This window comes from Nostoc sp. 'Peltigera membranacea cyanobiont' 213, from assembly GCF_002245975.1.
Taxonomy (GTDB): Bacteria; Cyanobacteriota; Cyanobacteriia; order Cyanobacteriales; family Nostocaceae; genus Nostoc.
Map to the genome: position 1 here is coordinate 35,271 of NZ_NOLI01000036.1, position 23,149 is coordinate 58,419.

Sequence of the window (23,149 nt, forward strand, 5' to 3'; positions counted from 1 at the left end):
ACCTCATTAATCTGCCATCACCTCCATAGAATTACTAAAATAAAGAACTGAACAAGCACACAATAGTTTCCCAGGATAGCATTTCTTATGAAAGCATTTGTAGCAGGGGCAACGGGTGAAACAGGTCGCCGAATTGTGCAAGAGTTAATAGCACGGAATATTCCCGTCCGGGCTTTGGTGCGGGATATTGAGAAAGCTAGGGGTATTCTGTCTCTCGAAGCCGAGTTGGTTGTAGGCGATGTATTACAATCAGAAAGTTTAAATGCTGCATTGGGAGACAGCACAGTTTTGTTGGTTGCGACTGGTGCAAAACCTAGTTTTGACCCTACTGGCCCCTATAAAGTAGATTTTGAAGGGACTAAAAATTTAGTAGATGCTGCCAAAGCAAAGGGAATTGAGCATCTTGTTTTTGTTTCTTCTTTGTGTACTTCGCAGTTTCTCCATCCACTGAATTTGTTTTGGCTGATTTTGGTGTGGAAGAAGCAAGCTGAAGAGTATATCCAGAAAAGTGGTCTTACCTATACGATTGTGCGGCCTGGTGGGTTGAAGAATGAAGATAACCTCGACGCGATCGTGATGCAGAGCGCTGATACACTGTTTGACGGTAGCATCCCCAGACAAAAAGTTGCCCAAGTTGCTGTTGAGGCGCTGCTTGAAGCCGATGCACGCAATAAAATTGTCGAAATTGTAGCCAAACCTGAAGCAGCTTCAAAAAGCTTTAAGGAGCTATTTCAACAGTGCTGATATTCCACGGGATTCTATTCCCATCCCCAAAATGAGCAGATCGCATATTCACAGAAAAGTGATTGTCAATTAGCTTATCTAAATTGACCGTCCCTTGATTCTACTCTCTAAAGCGATCGCCTTAAATTTCAACCTCATCATCAATAACAACTCGTGTGATTTTGAGGAGGATAGGATAACTGATTAATACCAAATCCTCAGTTATCCTTTTCTAGTTGAACTGTTAATACTATACCGTAGTATAAGACCATCCACTAGAAGACCACTTGATTAAGTCTTGCCAAGTCAGATCGAGATCATCTGATCCCCAAGGATTATCTAAATGGAACTTATTTGTAATAGAATTGTAACTAGTAACAGCTAAGGCATGACCTCCAGAATATTGATCGCCAAATATCTTTGCGTTAATACCAAAAGTTACTAGGTTATTAGAATTGACAAGATTGATCGTATCTTGTTGAGTCGCATTGCTCGTGATTCTACTATCAAGCGCCGTGATTTGGCTCATTACTTTGTATTCATTTCCTCCATTAATACCAGTGGAGTTAGATTTAGTCCTGGAATAATTAGGATCGGCAGTCAGGTAGGAGTTAGTGTTATCTTGGCCAATCCAGCCAGACTCATTTATCTGAGCATAAGCTTTTTCAACTAAAGCTACCCATAGTTCATTTGATAAACTGGAATAGGAAGCACCTCCCCAACCTGCATAAGTAGCCTTACCATTACTAAGAGTAGGTAAATATCGGTCAACTGTCACATAATCAGCTATACCATTGTTATAGAAACGTACAGCGAATGTATTATCGCCATTGTCAATAAACATCTTTTGGATGTAGGAAGATTTATCATTAGCCAGAGAAGATAAAGTGGCTAATAAATAGCAATCACCAAGATCGCCTTGATGAATATCATCGGAACTAATGCTATTTTGGAATAATGAGCCACTGACATATTGATAGGTGTACTGAGTGCTTCCGTTATAACTATAAGCATCTGGACGATCATTTCCTAAGAACCACTTGCCAATACTTAGTCGGGATTTTCGAGAGGATCTCGCTCTGGCTTGCTATACTTATCTATGCTCTTTTTTCCTAATTCTTAAAAAGCAGGAGCAAATCGGGAATAATAACTAACAATCAGGTGTGAACTTTGTCAGAATGAGTTCGTCGATGATTTTTGTTAGCAAAGAGAGCAAATTTGAAGGAGTTAGACTCTGAAAGGCTTTGAATTCAAAGGTGTTGAAAAACTTATTGGGCCAATAGCTGCGCTTCTTGGCTTTGTGTATTTGTTGCAATGGTATATTGGAGACTTGCGATCGCCTTCCGATCCCATCTTTGCAGATAAACAGCCGCCTTTGGTGATGAAACAGGGCGACCCCTATATCCGTGCTTTAATGCGAACCATCTCCGCAAGTGAAGCCAGTGGGAACCGTCCCTATTCGCTATTATATGGTGGACAGCAAGTTAACGACCTTAGCCGACATCCTGAGATATGCGTCACAATTGTCACAGGCCCCAACACAGGTAATTGTTCTACAGCTGCTGGGAGATATCAAATTATCAACATTACTTGGTATCGTTTAGCCCCGCGTTATCACCCAAAGCCAATGCAGATGATGTTTTGGACTGCTTATAGTTTTGAAGCAGAGTATCAAGATATAGTAGTTTACCGTTGGTTAAGTGATTCTAAAGTTTGGGGAACCGATCTTTCTCAACTGTTGCGTCAGGGAAAGTTAAATGATGTTTTGCGGCGACTCTCTCCGACTTGGACAAGTCTAGGATATGGTCTAGAAACTAATTCTGTTAGTAGCTCTTTGCCTAAAGTTTATCAGAAAATGTTGAAAGAGGAATTAACAGCAGCGAATCAACGAACAGCCCCGAAATTAACACCATCTCCAACTCCTTTCAGCAAGCCAATAAATAAGCAGTGAAGTTATACTAATTTTTAACTTGCTGCGGACAAAAAGCTTTTGATATTTTCTACAAATGCCAAAGTATTCTCAAAATGAATATTATGTCCAGCATTTCTAATTATTCTTAGCTGTGCAAATTCATATATCTTAGCCATTTCTGTATTAATATATATAAATTTTTCATCATATTCACCAGCTAGTAAGAGTATATGAATTTTATTATCTCGTAGCTTTTCCCATAAAGAAGGTTGACATCCAGTCCCCATGAAGCGCAATGATTTATCTAATTCCTGCGGGTTATTCTGCAAGCGATTTTCTATCATGCGATCGTATTCTGGATGATTTTTTATATAACCAAAAATTGGTTGATTGTACCAATTTGACAAAAAAGCAGCAAAATCGGTTTGAATAATGCTTCTGCTGATTTTTCTAGCTATTTGAGCATCACGCCTAACTCGTTCTAATCGTTCTGCTCCTGTTGCTAAACCTGGGGAGGCTGATTCTAATGCAACTTTAATAAAACGTTCGGGGAAATATAAAGTTAAGTATAAAGCTAATCTTCCACCCATCGAATAACCAATTAAGTGGCATTTACCTATTTTTAATTCATCCAATAAATTGATTATTGCTTGAGCAATAGGTTCCATTTTATAGTATTCATCACCTCTTAAAACTTCGGTTTTACCATGTCCTGGTAAGTCAAGGATAAGATAAGAAAAATCTTCTGCTAAAAATTTTATAGCTTCATCAAATTCATTAATATTGCCCATGAAGCCATGTAAAAAAACAATTAGAGGTTTATTAGTATTTACATTTAAACAATAGTTTAATTTATACTTTTTTAAAGTCATCTTTGGAAAATATGTATAAAATCCAAACGCAAAAATATCCACATCCTAATCAACTTTCGAGGGGATATTTACCCCCTGACAACTACTTTGGAACTCCCAAACTCTCAGTTATGATTATGAAATACTTGTGTTAATTTTTGCATAAAGAACCCTTGCCTCAGTCAATACACCAAATATTGCATCTCTACAAAATGTATTGTCATACCAGTTAATTTTTTATTTTTCTCATTTCTAAGGTAAAAATCGATCTAAAGCAGCTTTTAACTGTTTAATTTCAACATCAATATTACCCTCTTGTGCGGCTCGACCAATACACTCAGTTAAATGTTCATCCAAAACAATTCGTGCTACCCTATCCAATGCACCCCGGACTGCGGCAATTTGTAGTAAAACATCAGGACAAGGACTATTTTGCTGCACCATTGCCTTAATGCCACGAACATGTCCTTCTATACGCGATAATCGATTGACAATTCGCCGTAAAGACTCTTCGCTATGGACATGAGGATGAGCCACCTCTCCAGTGCCATGAGTCCGATCTATATGGTCGTGGTCTGTGTCATCATGCTGGGAATGTTCTGCTTGCTGGGATGTTGGCAAGGATTCCTTGCCTAATCGGTTTGATCCATTCATGGGTTATCAAAAGACTCGTATTAGTAAGATCCTAGCCTAGAGGGTAATGGTTAATCGTTAATTAGTTTACGCCCATATTTGGCAACTGATGGAGTGATATAGATTGGGGTAGTTCATCTACTGACGATTGACTTTTTCTTGGGGAATAATTTCTGTTACTACCCTACCGCTAGAACTGCCACCTTTGACAACAATATTTTCTGTTTGCAGATTCCCAACGGCTGTTTCGCCCGTAAAATTTAACGGTGGGTCAACTTGCCGATAAACCACATTTCCTTGAGCCTCAACTAACTTATTATCTAAATACCAAGTTAATGTATTAGACCTCAAAGACTGGCGACGCTGACCAATGGCATTGACGTTACCTGTTAAATAAACCGTTTTTTGCGGTATTCTCATTTCACCTTTATTGGCGGTTACGGTAAGATTTTCGACACGCTGAAACATCCGCACAGGGGTATTTGTAATAACAGTTTCTGCGTTCATGTTCCAGGTCATAGAGTTACTAGCTATTTGCACCGGTGGGTCTAACAAATCTAATTGAGCATTCTGTTGAATAGTGGCAATTTTTGTTTTTAAGTTGACTTCGGCAGAATTTCCCTTACCGCGATCGCTAATCTTACCATTTTTGTAGCGGTCAATTTGGATGGGGCGATCGCCAATCAGTTTTTCTTGTTTAATATTCCAGATTAAATGCTCGGTTCTTACTTGTAATTGGGGATCGGCAGAATTTGCTACTACTCCTCCAGAAAATTCCATCCGCTGTTCGCGGGTTTTAACTCGTGCTTCTTGCGCTACCGCTTGTAGTTGTTTGTGAGTCCCATTAATCTGCTTGCGGACAATCAGCAAATCTTCTTTGGGTCGCCATTCTAATTCATTGCCTTGCAATACAACACCATTAGTAGGGTCTGTGGCAAATATCTTACCTTTAAGAAACAACTGCTTTCCATCTTGTTCAATATCTGCAACATCTGCCTTGATTTGGTAAACTACTTTACCATCTTGATATAGTTCGCCATAAGGACTTTCAGCTTGACCAATTTGTTTTTCTTTGGTGTATTTTGCGGTTTTAGCCCTGACTTTCCAAATCGGTCGTCCCACTTCATCTGCTTGTTCTAGGGTGACATCAAAGAATGTCAAATTACTATCTTGGTTTGATGAAGCCGCAGGATTTTCTTGAGAAGCTGGAGGGGTTTTCCCCCCACAACTTACTAAACCAAATATCAATAAAAAAATCAAAGGTAAAAAAAGGAAGGAGGGAGTGGGGAAGTAATTTTGAATTTTTCTCTCCCCCTGTCTCCCTCTTTTATGAAATTGATACGTCATTATTCTTGGATTTCTAGGTGTCCATCACTAGTTCTTGGGTCTTCCAAAAAACCGATACCAGATAACGGTCGGTATGGATAGCTTTGGCGAGGGGTTTTTTGAATGTCTTCTTTGATGGCTTCTAAATCGATGTAGCGATCGCTTACATTAATTAAGCTGTCGCTGGTCATCGAACGCAAACTTACCACTTCTACCCGCACGCCACGATAGCTGACTGAATTGACCGCATAAGCTAAATCCCCATCACCGCTAACTAAAACTGCGGTATCATAAGAATCTACTAGCGCCATCATGTCTACAGCTATTTCTACATCCAGGTTAGCTTTTTTAGAGCCATCTGGTAGCTGGACTAAATCCTTAGCAATGACTCGATAGCCATTGCGACGCATCCACAGCAAAAATCCCTGTTGCTTTTCGTTTGTCCGGTCTACACCAGTGTAGAAAAAAGACCGGAGGAGTCTAGAACCTCCTGTTAACCGACACAATAGCTTCGTGTAATCGATTTCAATCCCTAGTTGCAGTGCAGCGTAAAATAAATTTGAGCCATCAATAAATATGGCGACCCTACCCCGATTCTCTAAAACTTGTTCTGGCGTAAATATTGAATCGGTTTCAAAATTATTCAACATCATTGTGATACCTCGATTTTTATCCCTGTTATTTTTGATACAAATTACGAACTTTTAGATGCTAGTCACAGTGGCTTATGATAATGTTCCGGGGCTAATTTAAGTTAAGCCCCGATAAATTTTTTGAGAGAATAAGAAATTGAACAAAATCAGAGTTTGATAAGGACTAATCGTTTTTTGGGGGTTCTATTCGCTTAAAAACTGGTTGGAATGTACCCAACTGTTGTTTACTAGATAGTATCCCCCATGTCGCATGAGTGGCAAAAGGAGCGGTAACTGAACTTTGTATTTGCTCGTTAAAGTCTATTTCAAAGCCCAGTTGCTGATAAATATCACTACTGATGTTCGGAATAATTGGGGATAGCAGATAAGCTGCTAGTCTAACTGATTCTAGAACTGCGTAGAGAACTTTTTCCACGGACTCCTGTTGTCCCTGTTTATATAATGTCCAAGGAGCTTGTTCATCAATAAACTTATTGCTGGCTTGCGCCAGTGAAAGGATAGCCCCACAGGCTTGACTGAAAGCTAGTTCCTTGTATGCTTGTTTCACCTGTTCCCCTAGACGCAAACCAATTGTTTTCAAAGGATTTTCGTCAGGAATTCCTTCATTGCCGATTGATGGGAAATTATTGTCAACGCAGTATTTTTTCACCATGCTCAAGGTGCGATTGAGCAAATTACCTAAATCATTTGCCAAATCTGCATTCAGAACATTAATGAACCTTACTTCATTAAAATCTCCATCCTTGCCAAATTCGATTTCCTTAAGGAAGTAATAACGAACGGCATCACTACCATAGCGCTGAACTAACGCAACAGGATCGAGGGTGTTACCCAGACTTTTGCCCATCTTTTGACCATCTTTAGTCAAAAAGCCATGCCCAAATACTCGGTCTGGCAAAGGTAAGCCAGCCGACAACAACATTGCGGGCCAATAAACTGCATGGAAGCGCAAAATATCTTTACCAATTAGGTGCAGGTTGATTGGCCACCAAGTTTCTAAAGCATTTGCTAAAGTCGGTTCTGCATCTGGTTCGAGTAATGCCGTGACATAACCTAGCAGCGCGTCAAACCAGACATAAAGAGTGTGTTTGGGATCGACTGGTACAGGAAAACCCCAATCTAAATTCACCCGTGAAATAGAAAAGTCTTGCAGCCCTTGATTGACAAAGCTGAGGACTTCATTTCGCCGACTTTCTGGTTGAATAAAATCGGGTTTAGATTGATAAAATTCTGTCAGCTTAGTTTGATATTTGGATAAGCGGAAAAAATAGTTTTGCTCGTCTCGCCACTCGACTTCTTTGTTAATATGAATCGGGCAACGATGTCCTTCTAGCAGATCCCGTTCTTCTTTGAATTCTTCACAGGATACGCAGTACCAGCCTTGTTGTTGTCCCTGGTAGATATCACCAGATTTCCAAACTCGCTCAAAGAATTCTTTGACGATCGCTTCATGACGAGGCGCAGTAGTTCGACTAAAGCGATCGTATTGAATGTCTAGTAACTGCCACAAACTCACAAAGCTAGGGACAATTTCATCGCAAAACTCTTGTGGTGCTTTGCCTAAACTTTCTGCCGATCGCTGAATTTTTTGCCCGTGTTCATCTGTACCTGTAATTAGTAATACCTCATGCCCTAGTAGCCTATAAAAACGCGCTATTACATCTGCCGCGATCGTAGTATAAGCACTGCCTATATGGGGGACATCGTTTACATAATATAGCGGTGTTGTCAGTGCAAATGTTTTTTCTGTTTTATTCACTAGATTCATACAAAATAAAAATCAACTTATTAAAACGTTTTACATCTTACTTTTATTGGCAAAACCACGTGATTATACAATAATATTTCCATTTTTTCCAAGAACACCCTAATAGTAGCAAATTTCTCATGTCAAGAATTGTTTTGTCAGATGAATCAATTAAGGGAATCTCTGACTAAAAGATGGAAACTAACTAATCATAATTTTTTTGAATAGTTTCTATTAGATATTATTGTGATCGAGAATACATAATTCAGGATGCAGAAAATCTAGCTGGTTTTGTGGATTAGATATTTCTATCTTAAGACGGTCATGGCAGTAGTAAAGAAATGTAAAAATCAAGTTAAGACAAACTCCCATATTTACCGGAAAAATATATTGATTAGGTATGAGTCGAAATAGCCCCCTAGAGATTTCTCGCGCTTTGGTGGCGGCACTTTCAACCCAAATGTTTCGCTATTATGAGGATCGTATTCCCCAGGATGCTAGCGTTTTGGTAGTCAGCAATCACCGCAGTTTCATGGATGCACCGATTTTAATGGCAGCGCTATCGAGTCCGATTCGCTTTGCTTGCCACCACTACATGGGACAAGTACCAGTAATGCGGGAGATTGTCACCGATCAATTGGGGTGTTTTCCTTTGGAGCAAACTCAAAACCGCCAACAAAGCTTTTTTTCGCAGTCACAGTTGCTATTGGAGTCTAAGCAGATGGTGGGAGTCTTTCCAGAAGGGACTGCACCAATGGTGAAATTTACTCAACCAAACCAGATGGGTGAGTTTCAACGGGGATTTGCCCATTTAGCACTGCGAGCTGATGTGCAAGATTTAGCAATTTTGCCGATCGCGATCGCATCCTTAGAAGAGGTAAACACCAATGGTTTTCCCTTAAGGTTTTTGAGTGTATTTGACCCTTCAGAACCTTTATTTAATCAAGCTGGCTGGCATCCTCTAGTAATTTATCGTCGGGTTGCGGTGTTAATCGGTCGCCCTTATTGGATTACACCCCAACATCAAAAAAAATATCACGGTAAACAAGCCAGAACTGTTGTGGCTGAACTGACAGAACACTGTCATGGTGAAATTAGCAATTTACTGCGTCAGGGTTGCTATTAGAGCCATTCAATTTGGGATTTGGGATTGTCGGAACAATCAGCAGCCCAAAAGTTTTATACCATTGACTAATGACCAATGACAAATGACCAATGACCAATGACTATCTCTGAAGTTGAGCTAAACCCCTGTTTCCTGACTCCTGAACGAGTACAACCAGAGTATCCACTATTGGTATATTTGCCAGGAATGGATGGAACAGGTCAACTATTGCGATCGCAAACTGCTGGATTAGAAACTGGCTTTGATGTCCGTTCTTTGGCGCTCCCCCGTAAAGACCTGAACACTTGGGATGTCCTAACTAAGAGTGTATTGGACTTGATTGACGCTGAATTAGAAAAAAGCTCTCAGAGACCAGTTTACCTGTGTGGTGAGTCCTTTGGTGGTTGCTTGGCAATGAAAGTAGCTATTCAAGCGCCGCATTTATTTAAGCGAGTTATCTTAATTAATCCAGCTTCGTCTTTTCATCTTCGGACTTGGTTGAGTTGGGCATCTCAACTAACTTACTTAGTGCCATCAGGATTGTATGATATCGGCGCACTGGGGTTGTTGCCGTTTCTCGCATCCTTACCCCGCATTTCTCAGAGCGATCGCCATGAACTGCTAAAAACTATGCGTTCTGTACCAGTAGAAACCGTTCTTTGGCGGTTGTCTTTACTGCGAGAGTTTGAAATTGATGAGAAACAATTGAGTCGCTTAACTCAATCTGTTTTGTTAATTGCCGGTGGAAGCGATCGCCTTTTGCCTTCTGTAAGTGAAGTCAAGCGGATCGGGAATATCTTACCAAATAACAAGATTGTGGTGCTGCCCCATTGCGGACACGCTTGCTTACTAGAGAAAGACATTAATCTCTATGAAATTCTTAAGGATAACGACTTTTTAGAAAATAATGCTGATATAAGTACAGGGTTAGAGGTGAGAAGATAACGTGAGAGGCGATGCCTAGGGCGGGCTGCGCCTACGCATTCCCAGAAGTGCAAATCGCCCATACTACTCCTGTCTCCTAACTCTAACAATTTTGGATTTTGGATTAACCTATCCCACCCCTACGAAAACTTGGTGGTTTTCTTAAATTGCCGCGCGAAAATCGAAGTAGGTTATTGATACAAATGACCAATTCTATGGCGATATCTTAGCGGGTTTCAAATTTCTGGCTTTGTAGAACATTTCCAAGCTATCGCGATCGCCGACAAAACGCCAGTGCCAAGGCTCATAACTCACGCCTTGAACATTATTTTTAGGAAATGACATTTCAAAGCTGAAACGCGCTGCATTTGCTTGCAGCCACTGATAAGCCTTGGTATTGTCAAAGTTAGTTTGGAGATTAGTTGCTGGTACTCTTCCGTCTCCAACATCCACAGCATAACCTGTGTGATGTTCGCTATGACCAGGAGGAGCGCTGAGGGCGGCTCGTTCTGCTGGCGTTTGATTTCGCTGGGCACTGACACCAAAAAATAACTGCTCTTGGTCTTTAACTGAGCGAAAGCCAGAAATTGGCACTAAAGTTACACCGGCACTCCGCGCGGCGGCTACCATCTCCTCAAACTTTTGGGCAGCAGTTTTTCGCATTCTAATGCCCCTATTTGCGGAGATGGTGACTAATTCTGACTGAGGCGCTTCTGGGTATGGAAAATGCCCTAACACAGTATCGCTAGAATTATTAGATGGTGCTGGAGTTGGAGGAGCAGAAGTAGCTGGTAAAGGTTGAGAATCGGCGGTTTTTTTTGGTGCGGTAACGAAAAACAAAAAACCGCTAATTAAAGCCAGCAGGATAAATCCCGCCACTCCGCCAATCATCAAAATTTGGGGTTGCAACCACATTTTCGGTGCTGCAATAGGGGTATCGCGTACAGCCACTGGAATATCATCACCAAGGTCATTCGATGAGTTTTGCGGTTTTCCAGAAAACCCAGCCTTATTCAAGGGTAAACTCCTGTTTTTGTGGAATAGCCATAACAGATTTTGCACTGGACAAAAGTAGACTTAACAGGTAGCATTTTACATCTGTGGTTCTTAGGTGCAATCTTGATAAACCTTTTAGAACTATACGTCAAGCTGGGAGGATTAGTCCTGGTAGGATTTATTCTGGGACGCAAACTACCTGTGACAGTTCCTACACGTTTGGGACAGTTCCTTTTTTGGGTGGGAGTACCCATAAGCATAGTATCGTTTTTGCGTCAATCTAGCTTGTCAGGGCAGATTTGGATTGCACCTGCCTTCGCTTACCTAGCCATTTTACTAGGAGCATTTTTAGCTTGGTTAGCCATTAAAGGACAAGGCTATTTTAGAAATACTGTCTTCCAACCACAAACTCAGGCTAGCTTGATATTAGCAGCAATGTTGGGTAATACGGGTTATCTTGGCTTTCCCATCACTCTAGCAATGGTAGGCAAAGAATATTTTTCTTGGGCGTTATTTTACGATTTACTAGGTTCATTCCCAGGAACTTATGCGTTGGGTGTATTAGTAGCAGCGCGTTTTGGCAGTGGTGTCCACAACCATTGGCAGATTGCTAAATCTATCTTAATTAATCCTGCCCTATGGGGTTTTGGATTTGGCTTACTCTTTCGGCAAGTGACAATACCTACAGTAATGGAATTCTGGCTAGAGAAATTTGCTTGGAGTGGTGTAGCTTTATCTCTGGTATTAATTGGAATGCGACTAGCATTGCTTAAATCTTGGCATAGCTTACCACAAGTAGGGATGAGCTTGGGAATCAAAATGCTAGTAGTTCCCTTGATATTGGGTAGCATACTACCACTGTTTGGATTAACTAGCCCCATAGTAAAGATAATCGTGCTACAAATAGCCATGCCTCCAGCTTTCGGCACACTGGTAATTGCTGAGACATTCAATCTCGATCGCGATCTGGCAGTTACTGCCTTAGCTGCTGGGACTATAGTATTGTTAGTTACTCTCCCAGTTTGGCTGTGGCTGTTTTAGAACAATGGCATCATTGGTAAGATATTTAATACACCTACATTTATTTCTTTAGGTGCTTCTGCTCATAGTCTTTACTTGAGGTCGGGAATTATCTGAATCAGTCCAGTCTGGAAGGCTTTGTCGTAGGTAATGATAGGCAAATTTTCGATTTCCGCCTGAGCCATGATCATACGATCAAAGGGATCTCGGTGGGCAATCGGTAGGCTTCCGGCTCTGAGTGCATGGACTGTGGCAATCGCAAGTTCGATAAATTTAGCCTGATGCAACATCTGTGAATATTGCTCAACGAGTTGTTTGGCTTCGGGTAGTTTACCGATACGGTATTTGGTAGCAATTTCCCAGGCGGAAGCACTGCTAACAATGATGCGATGATCTGGGTTGCGAATGATGTCTCGGCAGTCAGAGTTGAGTTTTGGATCGTCAAAGAGCCACCACAGAAAGATATGGGTGTCGATGAGGTAACTCATTCCCATTGCTCAAGTTCCTCTTCTGGCAGTGGTTCAAAGAAAGCATCGCCGAGTTGTCCTTTCAATAAACCAGGGTTGCGGGGTTGTGTACGTTCTTGACTTAAACCTAGTCGAAAGTAGTGAATTAGATCATAAAGTTCTGCTAGTTTATCTTCGGGGATGTCTTGCAGTTCTTGGACAATCTTCTGGATCAACATAAGTCAGACTCTTTGGTGGTTGTTAATGAATAAGTTCGGCGAGGGTTTCAGCTTCGTTCATTATGGCTCGTCTTTGGAATCTGGAAATCGGCGGCGCACTTTTTGCAGTTTAGTTAAGTCAATGAATCATTAAATAACTAGTTTAGAAGCATTATGCATCCTGTACTGGATGTTGCCCATAATATGGCAAAGCCTCTGACCAATCAGGAAATTTGCCTTCTTGCCAATCGAGATTAGCTAGTTCCAAAATACTTGTCACCGTCGCTGCTAAAGCAGATTGAGCTTGAATCAACTGATAATTAGTATTCCAATTCGCTAAAGTTTCCTGCCATGCTTCCGGTGTGAATACTCTATCTGACAAACACACTTTTAGTTTAGAAGTTTCTGGCTCAAACTGATAAATAGCAGCAAAAATTTGACCTCGTTGGGCTGGCATTTCTACAGCAATAGTTTTTGGATTTGGACTTTTGCCTGCTTTTGCCCAAGCTACGGCAGCCAAAGTTGAAATCGCAAATACAGGGATATCTAATTGTTGCCCTAAAGTCCGAGCAGTGACAACGCCAATCCGAGTTCCGGTAAAACCGCCAGGGCCTTTTGCAACTGCGATAAAGGACAAATCTGCCCAAGTTTGCGGTTTGATAACTTCAATTAAATATTGATGTACTAAGCTAGATAAATCACGCCCCAAATTCCAAATTTGAGAGCGAGTATCGCCAGAAAAATTACTAATTGCTAGCCCTAATTCGGGAGTAGTGGTGTGTAGTGATAGAGCGTATTTATTTGTTGTGAGGTGTTTTAGTTCTGTGGTCAAAGTTAATTAAAATATCTATTTTTATAGAGTTAACGTGATTTCTCTATTCAACCACATCATAGCCAAGGTTTCATCCCCGTGAGGAGAAGTGATTGAAGAAACTAGCTCACGTTACGATAGAAAAGAAGGAGGATCAAGATGGGTTTCCATCCCCTTGAGGGGAAGTAATTGGAAACTTGGTAAAAAGGCTGACGTTATTCACATTCCTAATATGTTTCCATCCCCGTGAGGGGTAAGTGATTGAAAAACCTATTCTTGACTGTACTTTACCCATTGAGGAAAGAGTGTTTTCATCCCCGTAAGGGGTAAGTGATTGAAAAACTTGATGGAGTAAAAGGTCATATTGATTGTGTCGTCGAGTTTCCATCCCCGTGAGGGGAAAATAATTTAAGAAACCCTACCCTTCTATAACCCTTACTGTAACTGGTTTTGAAGGGTCATTTTCGAGGGGGTCTAATTTACTTGTCAATAAGCTAAAATTATTGACAAAAATGTAACAGTACATCCCCTTAAACGCTTATACAGCAGCCTTTCGAGGGGGTAAACGATAGAATTAGAGTTTGAACGATCGCCATACCCCCGCGAAAATATTGCGTGTGTAAAGTCAAAATAAATACTTGTGCTTTCACCAGGAAACTTGTGATTGAATTGTCAAGGTTCTGTTATTAATGAGCGCAACAATAACATACTACTCTTTAATTGTCAAGTCGGCACTAATTCACCAGGACGCAATTTCGACCACTTACCTGTTTCCCGTTTAAAACTGAGACAACCAACAACATCCCATTCCATCTCAATCACATCATCTGTAGTCCTAATGTTGACATTGATAGAAGGTTCATTCGGGTCAAAGTTTGGTGTTTCAGTCAAGTGAGGCTGTTGGTGCTGCCCTTCCACGGCATGATAGGTAACACAGCTGTCTACATAGTGGCAGTTCACACAAATACACATAATAGAACCAACTCCAGGGGCCTTTATTGTTAATCTAACGTAAGCCCAAGCGTTATTCATGAGTTGCTGGGTTGATTTTTATTACAATGCATGAATCAATTCCTTCTACCCTAGCTCCCGAAAATTGGCCTTTTAGTTTAGAATTCTTGCCACAACCCGCTTACATGGTAGGTGGTGCTGTACGGGATGCGCTCCTTGGTAGAACTCGTGAATATCTGGATCTAGATTTTGTTATACCATCTCAGGCGGTAAAGGTAGCAAGAGCGATCGCTCGTCATTACAAAGCTGGTTTTGTCTTACTCGATGCAGAACGACAAATTGCTCGTGTGGTTTTTCCCCACGCTACGGCTGACTTTGCCCAACAGGAAGGAGATAGTGTAGAGGTTGATTTGCACAGACGAGATTTTACAGTAAATGCGATCGCCTATAATCCCCATACACAAGAAATCATCGATCCTCTACAAGGTTATGTAGACTTACAACAGGGCATTTTGCGAATGATATCACCCGCAAACTTAAAAGATGACCCTTTGCGCTTAATGCGAGGTTATCGCCAAGCCGCTCAACTAGGTTTCACTATTGAGCCAGCTACCAGAAATGCAATTTGTTCTTTGGCATCACATCTTAGTAAAGTTGCAGCCGAACGGGTGCGGGTAGAAATTGGCTATTTACTGGCAAATTCTCAGGGTACTCCTTGGATTACAAGTGCTTGGGAAGATGGTTTACTTGCCCCTTTCTTCAAAAATGCTACTCGTGAAAGCTTGAACAAACTAGCCGCAGTTGATAATGCAGCCGCCTTACTCACAGAAAATTGGCAAAAATTAGGCGCACAACTGCAAGAATATGTCCGCGATAGTGTCAAAACTACTTGGTTAGGTATTGCCAAACTTGCAAGTCTAGTCAACCCCAATCCAGAATTAGCAGAAATAGAGCTACAGCAACTAACTTATAGTCGTGCTGAAATTCGGGGCGTAACCACTGCTCTGAAATTGTTACCGCAACTTCAAGTAGTCAATATGTCCTTACGAGAACAATACTTTTTGTTCCGTGACGCAGATATTGTGTTTCCCACTATGGCAGTGCTAGCTGTAGCACTTGATAATTTGGTAGAGGTGATATCTAGTGACAAGCTATTACACACAGCAGTTGCTACAAGTTTGGAAAGCAAAGCAAGTAGCTGCCAAGTCTTGGCACTTTTAATCGACCGCTACCTTAACCCTGACGATCTGGTAGCTCATCCCCCTCAACTAGTGAGTGGGAAGGAGTTGATTATAGCATTAGATATTCCAGCTTCACCCATGATAGGACAACTTTTAACAGAAATTGCCGTAGCACAAGCTGAGGGGAAAGTCTCAACGCCAACAGAAGCGATCGCATTTGCACGTCAGTTACAAGATAAAGCAAGAGGTAATTAAGGATATGGGTTTACAGACACGCTCCGCGAGATACAAATTATTTTGTCGATATTTGCCAGTATATGCGTCATCTATGCTACTATTTGCTTGATATTAAGGTGTTATATTTTTCTTTAAATTCAGCGTAGATGGATAACAAAATTGATTATACACCAGCCTATTCATTTGATTGATGCTTTAGTTAATCTCCTGAATACATCCTCGTATATTTACTTAAGCACTTACCAGAAAAAAGACCTCTTGGTTTTCCTGATGGGCTGAATTTTTATGCCTAGCCTTTCTTGGACAGGAATCACTGCTGATGAATGGACAGCCTTTAATTTTGATTGTAGAACAAAGTCTACATGATTTAGAGTTACTTAATTCTCATCTAGGAATATTAAATTTTTCATGCATTTGTACCAAACAAGGAGTGAGGGCTGTGATATTGGCACAAACTCATCAACCAGATGTAATTCTTCTAGATATAATGCTATCTAATTTGGGTGCGAACCGAGTCATTGACGATCTCAAACACGATACAAAAACTGCTACTATCCCAATCATTGCATTAACACCTCTAACAGTGGTACAGGATGATCGATTCACTATGCTCGCAGGATTTGATGATTGCATTACGAAACCCTATGATTTTAATCAATTAGAAATGGTAATCAGTCGTCACATCAGTCAGCTAAATTATTTAAATTTATCTTGATAATAGATTCGGGATTAGGAACATCAGGTAATTGATTGAAAACCACAACAATCCCAGTCCGACCAGTTGCTAAATTGGTGTTGGTCATGAGTTCAAGGACAGGTTGACCAATAATTACCTCAATCAAACTTTTCAACTCTGGTTTAATAATTGTTTCTAAATACAAGCGTACTTGTTCAGCTAAAGTAGCATAACCTTCTTTCAGTAGAGTGTATTCAGCTTGGGTAACAGAATTTTCTAGGGAAATTACAATTTCAGCATCTAAAAAATGACAAATTATTTGGCTCGGAGACTTACCTATTCTCTTATTATATAATTTTACGATCTGCTGTGATATCTCTGTTTCTAATTGCCCAATATCAGCTTGTATCATTAGCATTTATAATGTAAGTTGAAGTATTCAACATTATACTGGTTCTTTATAAGATAGCCGGGGATAATTATTAATATTGTGTATAATTTTAGGAGGTAAATATAATGTTTTATCTATGACTTTATTTGAAAACATTCTCAATTTTGACGGGGGTAAAAGTTGTAAATCAGTGATTCGTGTAGTATTCAGTTAATGACTGCATCAATCAGCTTATTTTGTGGTGAAGCAGCGATCGCCTTTATCTCCCAACCCAGGAATAATATAACTATATTATCCAAGTAGCAATAAAGTTGGGGAGTATACAGCAGCACATCAAAATATCCCTCACAAAAACCGTTGATACTTTTCGGTACAGCGAGTAAGCAGCAGGTGTATATCTCTGGGCAAAACGCATCCGAATCGTTGCATTCATCACGAACCGATCTAGGTTGCTACGGCTTGGAATCAGCGACAATTAGCAGCAAAATACCTACCAATGCAGATCGCTGTGCAATCGTGCTTCTGCAATGCTAAAGTGATTGCTAATTCCCGATCAATCCCAAACGGGCATAATCATTATTTTTTTATCAGCTATTAGTCACTAGGCAGCTTTTAACTACCTATAGTCAGTTTTTGTTTTTATGACTCTAAATGTCGAGTGTGGTATTAGTCGTATTGCTGAATAGAATCAACAACACAGAAAATTCATAAATAGCGATTAATCACCGCAAATTTAAAGATGACTTTAAAAATGATTGAATAGATATTTTTTGTGAGAAAGTTAATACAAAGGTATATTCACTGATCTCAAATTTATGGATTCTTTATCTATCAATTCCTTACTTGAAGAGTTGAAAAACCCCGATGCTACAGTTCGGGACAAAGCAACCAGAAAAATCTGGCGCATCTGGTTTCAGCAAAAGGGAATCTATGGGCTAGAAATAATCGATCGCAGTCAGAAGTTACTGGATGCAGGTGAAATTGCTGAAGCCGAAACAGCGCTGACAGCATTAATCAAAGAACAGCCAGATTTCGCTGAAGCCTGGAATCGTCGGGCTTTTCTCTATTACAGTATTGGTGATTATCAGAAATCTCTAGCAGATTGTCAGATGGTTGTGCAGATAAATCCAATACATTTTGGGGCACTTCACGGCATGGGCTTGTGTTACGCGGCACTAGGAGAGTATGGTGAAGCTATCCGAGCTTTTCAACGCGCTCTCGAAATTCAGCCCTATTCGCTAGTGAATCAAAAGTTGATTCTAGAATGTACATTTAGATTCAGCTACAACGGCAGATAGGAGAGATATTATACTGTCTTATAAATCCGTTTATCACCCTCATCACCAGCAATTCATCGCCTTAGTCGCCACAATTTTATTCAATATGGTTTTATCTGCACTGATAGCAGCGTTTTTGCTACTTGTACTAACAGCAAACGACCGTCAACTAGCAATTTTCGGTTGGATAAAGTTACCTTTGATATAAACTGGATAGCACAAGCAAAACATGGCGGGTTTTACCAGGTGATAGGCACTGGTATTTATACAGACCACGATTTAGATGTCAGCATCAAAATAGTTGGCTCCAAGTTTCCAGTGGTACTCAATTGTTGATGGGGGTGCGGTAGATTTCTTTAGAGGTTATGGTATTAATGCCGTGAACGCCATAGCACAAGGTATTCCCAAAATTACAGTTGTAGCAATTTTCCAGAATAGATTCCCAGTGTTTCATCGCCCATCCCAACACAGCAACTAAAACCCTTATTGACTTCAAAGGTAAGCCTATTTATATCTCTACTTCTGTTAACATCACCTATTGGCCTATTCTGAAAGCGAAGTCCGGTTATTACAGATGATTAGAAACGCCCTTACAATTTTTCTCCTGTCTCCTTTTCTGACTGACAAAAACTTAGCGCCGCAAGGTTATATCACATCTGAACTCTTCGCTATTGAAAAGCAGAGTGGGTTTAAGGTAGTAGTATTTTTATTAGCAGATTATGTTTATCAAACCTATACAACTACTAACTATTGAAACCAAAAAATAACTACTAGAAAAAATCCCGATTTAGGGCAGTGATTGTATACTTCCCATTGTCGCGATGTCTAAATACGAGCCAAAGTCACAATTTCTTGCTGATCCTGATATTTGCCCTGACGAGCTTCATAACTAATAGCACAGGGTTCACCTTCTAAAAATAGTAATTGCACCACGCCTTCGTTAGCGTAAATGCGACAGTCTGCGCTGGAAGAGTTGGAAAATTCTAAAGTTAAATGACCTCGCCATGCAGCCTCAGCAGGTGTTAGATTCGCTATTATTCCACATCTTGCGTAAGTCGATTTACCTATACAAATTACAGTAATATTCTCAGGAACCTCCAGCTTTTCTAGGGCAACCCCAAGTCCATAAGAATGAGCAGGTAAAATAAAGTAATTGCCATTGGCATCAGTATGCAGTGCTGTTGGCTCTAAATTCTGGGGATTAAAGTTTTTGGGATCGACTACGGTTCCGGGAATATGGCGAAAAATGCGGAACTCAGCCGAGGAAAGGCGTATATCGTACCCATAAGAAGACAAGCCGTAGCTAATTACAGGTTGAACTGCTACAGACTCATCTTTTTGCACTTTTCGGATTAGGCTCGGTTCAAAGGGCGAAATCAAACCCTTTTGAGCCATTTCAGTAATCCAGATATCGTTCTTAATCACAAATTCGCTGCTAACGTTAATTCAAATAGACTCGATATATTAGCACGAACTGAGTATTTTATTTAGGGTCGATAACTCCGACGGATTTCTGTAATTTGATCTGCCACATCCAAGAGAGATTTAGGCATCTCTGGGCCTGTGAGAATGATATCAACGTGAGGAGGGCGTTTTGCCAGAAACGCTAAAACTTCGGTTTCAGAAATTAAACCAAAGTTAATCGCTAAACTTAACTCATCCAATACCACGAGAGAATACTTGCTATTACACACTACATGTTGTGTATATTGCCACAGCTTTTGTAAAGCTTGGTTTTCCGTATCGTCTAGATGTGGTGTATCGATACAACGAGGCAAATCACAGCGAATCCAATCTAAATTTTGCCCTAATTGTATGGGTCGATCGTGTCCTTGACGAATACCCCCTTTAAGAAACTGTACGATTAATACTGGCGTTCCTTGTCCCGCTATTCTAAGTGATTGAGCCATAACGGTCGTGAAAAAGTTGCGATGGGAGCTAGTGAAAACTTGCACTAGCCCTTCAACTGGATATGGTAGGGCAAGGGTTGAATTGATACTTGAGGTTTCTAGCTGGGCAACCATAGTTTAAAGTTCAAAAAGATACAATAAATTAAATATTTTTGCTGACAGGATTTATTACAAATCTGCCTGTATAATCAATCTGTTTTTCACCAGTGTGGTGGATCTTGCAAATTGCATTCTTAGTCAAACACTACGTTTGTGTGGAAGTCAAGAGTTATTTGAGTGAAAATTACGTCTTTTCTCTATAGGCGATCGTAAAAATTAAAACATAATTGTTACAGATCCAATTATTTAAAAAAGCTGGGTAAAAGGTCTGAAAATCCCTAAATGTTAGATTTTTAGGTTGTTTGGGCAAAACAGACTTAGCAAGTAGTGAATTTGACAGCAAGAGGGGTAAATTGTTGTGAGATTGGTGATTCTGGGAGGTTCAGGATCGGGGAAAAGCACTCAAGCACAAAGGCTTGGCAGATACTTTGATATTCCTCTGATTTCTACAGGTGAGATTTTACGGGAAGCAATATCTGGCTATCAGCCCCTACCGGAATTTCGATGCTCGGAAACCGATCCCCGGACTTCTCTTTCGGTTTACGCTAGTCTGAGTGAACTAGGTTATCACACACAGCCCTATATAGAAAAAGGGGAGTTAGTTCCAGACGAAGCGATCGTTGAATTGATCGGGGTTCGTCTCAGACAACCAGATATTAACTGCGATTGGGTCTTGGAAGGCTATCCTCGTACTGCTTTCCAAGCTGAAGAATTAGATTTTTTATTGGATAATTTAGGGCAAAAGCTAGATTGGGCAATTTATCTCCAAGTTCCAGAAGCAGTGATGGTTAGTCGATCCTTGGGGCGATCGCTACCAGATGACCAACCCGAAATCGTGCAGCGCCGTGTAGAGTTATTCTACGATCGCACCATTCCCATCCTAGAATACTATGACCGTCGTCGCCGTCTATTGACCATCAACGGCGACCAGTCACCAGATATGGTGCAGCAAAATATTTTGACTCTGCTTTCAATTCCTTAGAAGGGGGCAGGGGACAAGGGACAAGGGGACAAGGGGACAAGGTGATTTGAGTGAGAACCTTTCAACAAGTCTTTCCCAATTCCCAATTCCCCATTCCCAATAACACAAAGGTAATCTTAAGGCAGTATTCTAGATAGAAATCTTGAGGCAATTCCAATGGCTTGGCAGCGTCCAGACGGCCGTCTTCCTTCCGAACTACGTCCGATCAGTTTTTACCCCAATTTCACCCGCTTTGCCCCCGGTTCTGTTCTCGCAAGATGTGGAGATACTCAGGTACTTTGTACTGTTAGCGTTAATAAGGGAGTCCCAAAGTTTCTTGAGGGAACTGGTAAAGGCTGGTTAACTGCTGAGTACCGAATGTTACCATCTGCTACTCAAAAACGCCATGAAAGGGAATTGTTGAAATTATCTGGACGGACGCAAGAAATTCAACGCTTAATTGGCCGTAGCTTACGCGCAGCAGTGGATTTTGAAGCCTTGGGAGAACGCACGCTAACTGTAGATGCCGATGTCTTACAAGCAGATGCTGGAACTCGAACAACAGCGATTACAGGCTCCTTTGTGGCGTTGGCTCATGCGATTTCTAAATTATTGCAAGAGGGCGTTTTAGAGCGATCGCCTCTGTGTGGACAAGTAGCAGCTGTTTCAGTCGGATTACTGGAGGAAGAGCCATTTTTGGATCTAAATTATATCGAAGATGTGGCTGCTACAGTAGATTTCAACGTGGTGATGAATCAACATCTGGGAATCATTGAAGTCCAAGGAACAGCCGAAGAAGGTAGCTTTAGCCGCACTCAGTTGGATCAACTACTAGATGTCGCTCAAAAAGGAATTCAGGAATTGTTAATCGCCCAACGCGAAGCGATCGCTGACTGGGAAACATTGTTTGTGATTAATTAGTTTTATTAATTTTTAATAAGAATTAATAAATGTATCCTTTGTGTCGTTAATCAACAAAGTATCAAGTAACTGGGTGTAAATAAAAATAATCATCAGAAGAGTTAGTAGTTAGTATGACTGACTACTGACAAGTTCGCGTTGATGGTGATAATAAGCATCTATATTTTTGTACCCTACTTAATCCACGATGTTAAATGTTTCAAAAGTTAAAAAGGGAGATTGTAATAAGTTCGGTATGGTATTGCTGGAAGCCAGCAATATGATGATGAAGCCATGAACAAAACCATTGAAGTTCTACCGGATCAGCCAGCGCTGGTTGCACGAGCGCTAGAATTAATTTTGTCCAAGTTAGAAATTGCTATTGAGCAGCGAGGGCGGTTTACCATCGCCTTATCTGGCGGCAGTACACCTAAACCGTTATACGAAGCGATCGCTACTCAAAAACTGCCTTGGGATAAAATTCATATATTCTGGGGAGATGAGCGTTACGTACCACCAGATCACCCCGATAGCAATGAACTGATGACGCGTCGTGCGTGGCTAGATCGTGTTGACATTCCAGCAGCTAACATTCATCCTGTACCAACCTTAGAAGCCAATCCAGAACTGGCAGCTGCTAAATATGAACAACATCTCAAAGAATTTTTCAATTCTTCTGGGGTCGAGTTTCCCGCGTTGGATGTAGTATTGCTAGGAATGGGTGATGATGCACATACTGCATCTTTGTTTCCCCACACAGAGGCTCTCAAAGTACGCGATCGCCTAGTTACAGTGGGTAACAAAGATGGAAATCACCGGATAAGTTTTACATACCCCTTCATCAACTCTGCTCGCAGTGTGATTTTTTTGGTTGCTGGTGCTAATAAACGACCAGCTTTGGCGCAAGTCTTTGCACCTGTAGCTGATGACTTCACTTACCCATCCCGCTTAATTCGGCCCCAAGGCGAACTGTGGTGGCTGCTGGATGCAGCAGCAGGTTTAGAACTGAAACGTTAAACGATTGGGGATTGGGGATTAGGGATTGGGGATTGGGAACTTAACTTGTACTGAGCGTAGCCGAAGTATTGGGAATTGGGAATTGGGCATTGGGCATTGGGGAAAGATTTACTACAACTTCTCTCTCCTTTGCTCCCCTGCCCCTGCCCCCTGCCCCTGCCCCCCATGTAAAAACGTCCAAAAT

The 23,149-nt window shown here is 40.9% G+C and carries 26 protein-coding genes; 11 read left to right on the forward strand and 15 right to left on the reverse strand.

Annotation, left to right across the window (positions count from 1 at the left end; all coding sequences use genetic code 11):
- Positions 1 to 87: 87 nt before the first annotated feature.
- The gene (locus tag CDG77_RS12695) at positions 88 to 744 is read left to right on the forward strand and encodes an NAD(P)H-binding protein (protein ID WP_094329726.1); all 657 of its coding nucleotides are present in this window, start codon (positions 88 to 90) and stop codon (positions 742 to 744) included.
- A 229-nt stretch (positions 745 to 973) separates the two neighbouring features.
- On the opposite strand, the gene CDG77_RS12700 is transcribed toward CDG77_RS12695, so the two are convergent.
- Complete coding sequence (locus tag CDG77_RS12700) at positions 974 to 1,771, reverse strand: C2 family cysteine protease (protein ID WP_094329727.1); 798 nt, start codon at positions 1,769 to 1,771, stop codon at positions 974 to 976.
- A 222-nt stretch (positions 1,772 to 1,993) separates the two neighbouring features.
- Here CDG77_RS12700 and CDG77_RS12705 point away from each other — a divergent pair, with 222 nt between their 5' ends.
- Complete coding sequence (locus CDG77_RS12705; RefSeq protein WP_442946419.1) at positions 1,994 to 2,674, forward strand: glycoside hydrolase family 24 protein; 681 nt, start codon at positions 1,994 to 1,996, stop codon at positions 2,672 to 2,674.
- 14 nt (positions 2,675 to 2,688) lie between these two features.
- Here CDG77_RS12705 and menH read toward each other — a convergent pair whose 3' ends face one another.
- From menH to metG, 5 genes are all read right to left on the reverse strand, one after another.
- The gene (menH, locus tag CDG77_RS12710) at positions 2,689 to 3,507 is read right to left on the reverse strand and encodes a 2-succinyl-6-hydroxy-2,4-cyclohexadiene-1-carboxylate synthase (RefSeq protein WP_094329729.1); all 819 of its coding nucleotides are present in this window, start codon (positions 3,505 to 3,507) and stop codon (positions 2,689 to 2,691) included.
- 231 nt (positions 3,508 to 3,738) lie between these two features.
- The gene (locus tag CDG77_RS12715) at positions 3,739 to 4,140 is read right to left on the reverse strand and encodes a metal-sensing transcriptional repressor (protein ID WP_094329730.1); all 402 of its coding nucleotides are present in this window, start codon (positions 4,138 to 4,140) and stop codon (positions 3,739 to 3,741) included.
- A 117-nt stretch (positions 4,141 to 4,257) separates the two neighbouring features.
- Entirely contained in the window at positions 4,258 to 5,466 is a 1,209-nt protein-coding gene (lptC, locus tag CDG77_RS12720) for an LPS export ABC transporter periplasmic protein LptC (RefSeq protein WP_181154263.1), read from the reverse strand.
- Complete coding sequence (locus CDG77_RS12725) at positions 5,466 to 6,095, reverse strand: LabA-like NYN domain-containing protein (RefSeq protein WP_041565095.1); 630 nt, start codon at positions 6,093 to 6,095, stop codon at positions 5,466 to 5,468. Before CDG77_RS12725 ends, lptC begins: the two co-directional genes overlap by 1 nt.
- A gap of 166 nt (positions 6,096 to 6,261) precedes the next feature.
- The gene (gene metG, locus CDG77_RS12730) at positions 6,262 to 7,866 is read right to left on the reverse strand and encodes a methionine--tRNA ligase (protein WP_094329731.1); all 1,605 of its coding nucleotides are present in this window, start codon (positions 7,864 to 7,866) and stop codon (positions 6,262 to 6,264) included.
- 379 nt (positions 7,867 to 8,245) lie between these two features.
- Here metG and CDG77_RS12735 point away from each other — a divergent pair, with 379 nt between their 5' ends.
- Entirely contained in the window at positions 8,246 to 8,971 is a 726-nt protein-coding gene (locus tag CDG77_RS12735) for a lysophospholipid acyltransferase family protein (protein ID WP_094329732.1), read from the forward strand.
- A 96-nt stretch (positions 8,972 to 9,067) separates the two neighbouring features.
- Complete coding sequence (locus CDG77_RS12740; protein WP_094329733.1) at positions 9,068 to 9,895, forward strand: alpha/beta fold hydrolase; 828 nt, start codon at positions 9,068 to 9,070, stop codon at positions 9,893 to 9,895.
- A 192-nt stretch (positions 9,896 to 10,087) separates the two neighbouring features.
- Here the strand turns inward: CDG77_RS12740 and CDG77_RS12745 are convergent, their stop codons facing one another.
- Positions 10,088 to 10,891: a M15 family metallopeptidase gene (locus tag CDG77_RS12745; RefSeq protein WP_094329734.1), complete on the reverse strand. Its 804-nt coding sequence runs from the start codon at positions 10,889 to 10,891 to the stop codon at positions 10,088 to 10,090.
- Between the two features lie 102 nt (positions 10,892 to 10,993).
- Here CDG77_RS12745 and CDG77_RS12750 point away from each other — a divergent pair, with 102 nt between their 5' ends.
- Positions 10,994 to 11,911: an AEC family transporter gene (locus CDG77_RS12750; protein ID WP_094329749.1), complete on the forward strand. Its 918-nt coding sequence runs from the start codon at positions 10,994 to 10,996 to the stop codon at positions 11,909 to 11,911.
- 71 nt (positions 11,912 to 11,982) lie between these two features.
- Here CDG77_RS12750 and CDG77_RS12755 read toward each other — a convergent pair whose 3' ends face one another.
- The 4 genes from CDG77_RS12755 to CDG77_RS12770 all read right to left on the reverse strand — a co-directional run bounded on the left by CDG77_RS12755 (position 11,983) and on the right by CDG77_RS12770 (position 14,337).
- Positions 11,983 to 12,384, reverse strand: coding sequence for a type II toxin-antitoxin system VapC family toxin (locus CDG77_RS12755; RefSeq protein WP_094329735.1), 402 nt, complete (start codon positions 12,382 to 12,384; stop codon positions 11,983 to 11,985).
- Entirely contained in the window at positions 12,375 to 12,575 is a 201-nt protein-coding gene (locus CDG77_RS12760; RefSeq protein ID WP_094329736.1) for a hypothetical protein, read from the reverse strand. Before CDG77_RS12760 ends, CDG77_RS12755 begins: the two co-directional genes overlap by 10 nt.
- A gap of 151 nt (positions 12,576 to 12,726) precedes the next feature.
- Positions 12,727 to 13,386 (reverse strand): tRNA (adenosine(37)-N6)-threonylcarbamoyltransferase complex dimerization subunit type 1 TsaB, encoded by a 660-nt coding sequence (tsaB, locus tag CDG77_RS12765; RefSeq protein ID WP_094329737.1) that lies wholly within the window; start codon positions 13,384 to 13,386, stop codon positions 12,727 to 12,729.
- A gap of 702 nt (positions 13,387 to 14,088) precedes the next feature.
- Positions 14,089 to 14,337: a Ycf34 family protein gene (locus tag CDG77_RS12770; protein WP_094329750.1), complete on the reverse strand. Its 249-nt coding sequence runs from the start codon at positions 14,335 to 14,337 to the stop codon at positions 14,089 to 14,091.
- A gap of 86 nt (positions 14,338 to 14,423) precedes the next feature.
- Here CDG77_RS12770 and CDG77_RS12775 point away from each other — a divergent pair, with 86 nt between their 5' ends.
- Together CDG77_RS12775 and CDG77_RS12780 are read left to right on the forward strand one after the other, a co-directional pair.
- Positions 14,424 to 15,752, forward strand: a complete 1,329-nt coding sequence (locus tag CDG77_RS12775; RefSeq protein ID WP_094329738.1) for a CCA tRNA nucleotidyltransferase — start codon at positions 14,424 to 14,426, stop codon at positions 15,750 to 15,752.
- A 301-nt stretch (positions 15,753 to 16,053) separates the two neighbouring features.
- Entirely contained in the window at positions 16,054 to 16,449 is a 396-nt protein-coding gene (locus tag CDG77_RS12780; protein WP_094329739.1) for a response regulator, read from the forward strand.
- Here the strand turns inward: CDG77_RS12780 and CDG77_RS12785 are convergent.
- Positions 16,418 to 16,828, reverse strand: coding sequence for a DUF2294 domain-containing protein (locus CDG77_RS12785; RefSeq protein WP_317615916.1), 411 nt, complete (start codon positions 16,826 to 16,828; stop codon positions 16,418 to 16,420). The genes CDG77_RS12780 and CDG77_RS12785 overlap by 32 nt on opposite strands.
- Before the next feature lie 179 nt (positions 16,829 to 17,007).
- The gene (locus CDG77_RS38515) at positions 17,008 to 17,133 is read right to left on the reverse strand and encodes a hypothetical protein (RefSeq protein WP_258169577.1); all 126 of its coding nucleotides are present in this window, start codon (positions 17,131 to 17,133) and stop codon (positions 17,008 to 17,010) included.
- A gap of 483 nt (positions 17,134 to 17,616) precedes the next feature.
- Between CDG77_RS38515 and CDG77_RS12790 the strand changes: the two genes are divergently transcribed.
- Positions 17,617 to 18,099: a tetratricopeptide repeat protein gene (locus CDG77_RS12790; protein WP_094329740.1), complete on the forward strand. Its 483-nt coding sequence runs from the start codon at positions 17,617 to 17,619 to the stop codon at positions 18,097 to 18,099.
- A gap of 804 nt (positions 18,100 to 18,903) precedes the next feature.
- On the opposite strand, the gene dcd is transcribed toward CDG77_RS12790, so the two are convergent.
- Entirely contained in the window at positions 18,904 to 19,473 is a 570-nt protein-coding gene (gene dcd, locus CDG77_RS12805) for a dCTP deaminase (RefSeq protein ID WP_219852199.1), read from the reverse strand.
- A gap of 92 nt (positions 19,474 to 19,565) precedes the next feature.
- The gene (locus CDG77_RS12810) at positions 19,566 to 20,102 is read right to left on the reverse strand and encodes a P-loop NTPase family protein (protein ID WP_094329743.1); all 537 of its coding nucleotides are present in this window, start codon (positions 20,100 to 20,102) and stop codon (positions 19,566 to 19,568) included.
- Between the two features lie 343 nt (positions 20,103 to 20,445).
- Here CDG77_RS12810 and CDG77_RS12815 point away from each other — a divergent pair, with 343 nt between their 5' ends.
- From CDG77_RS12815 to pgl, 3 genes are all read left to right on the forward strand, one after another.
- The gene (locus CDG77_RS12815; protein ID WP_094329744.1) at positions 20,446 to 21,069 is read left to right on the forward strand and encodes an adenylate kinase family protein; all 624 of its coding nucleotides are present in this window, start codon (positions 20,446 to 20,448) and stop codon (positions 21,067 to 21,069) included.
- Positions 21,070 to 21,225: 156 nt separating this feature from the next.
- Entirely contained in the window at positions 21,226 to 21,969 is a 744-nt protein-coding gene (gene rph / locus CDG77_RS12820) for a ribonuclease PH (RefSeq protein WP_094329745.1), read from the forward strand.
- A gap of 273 nt (positions 21,970 to 22,242) precedes the next feature.
- Positions 22,243 to 22,965, forward strand: a complete 723-nt coding sequence (gene pgl / locus CDG77_RS12825; RefSeq protein ID WP_094329746.1) for a 6-phosphogluconolactonase — start codon at positions 22,243 to 22,245, stop codon at positions 22,963 to 22,965.
- The last annotated feature ends 184 nt before the right edge of the window (positions 22,966 to 23,149 follow it).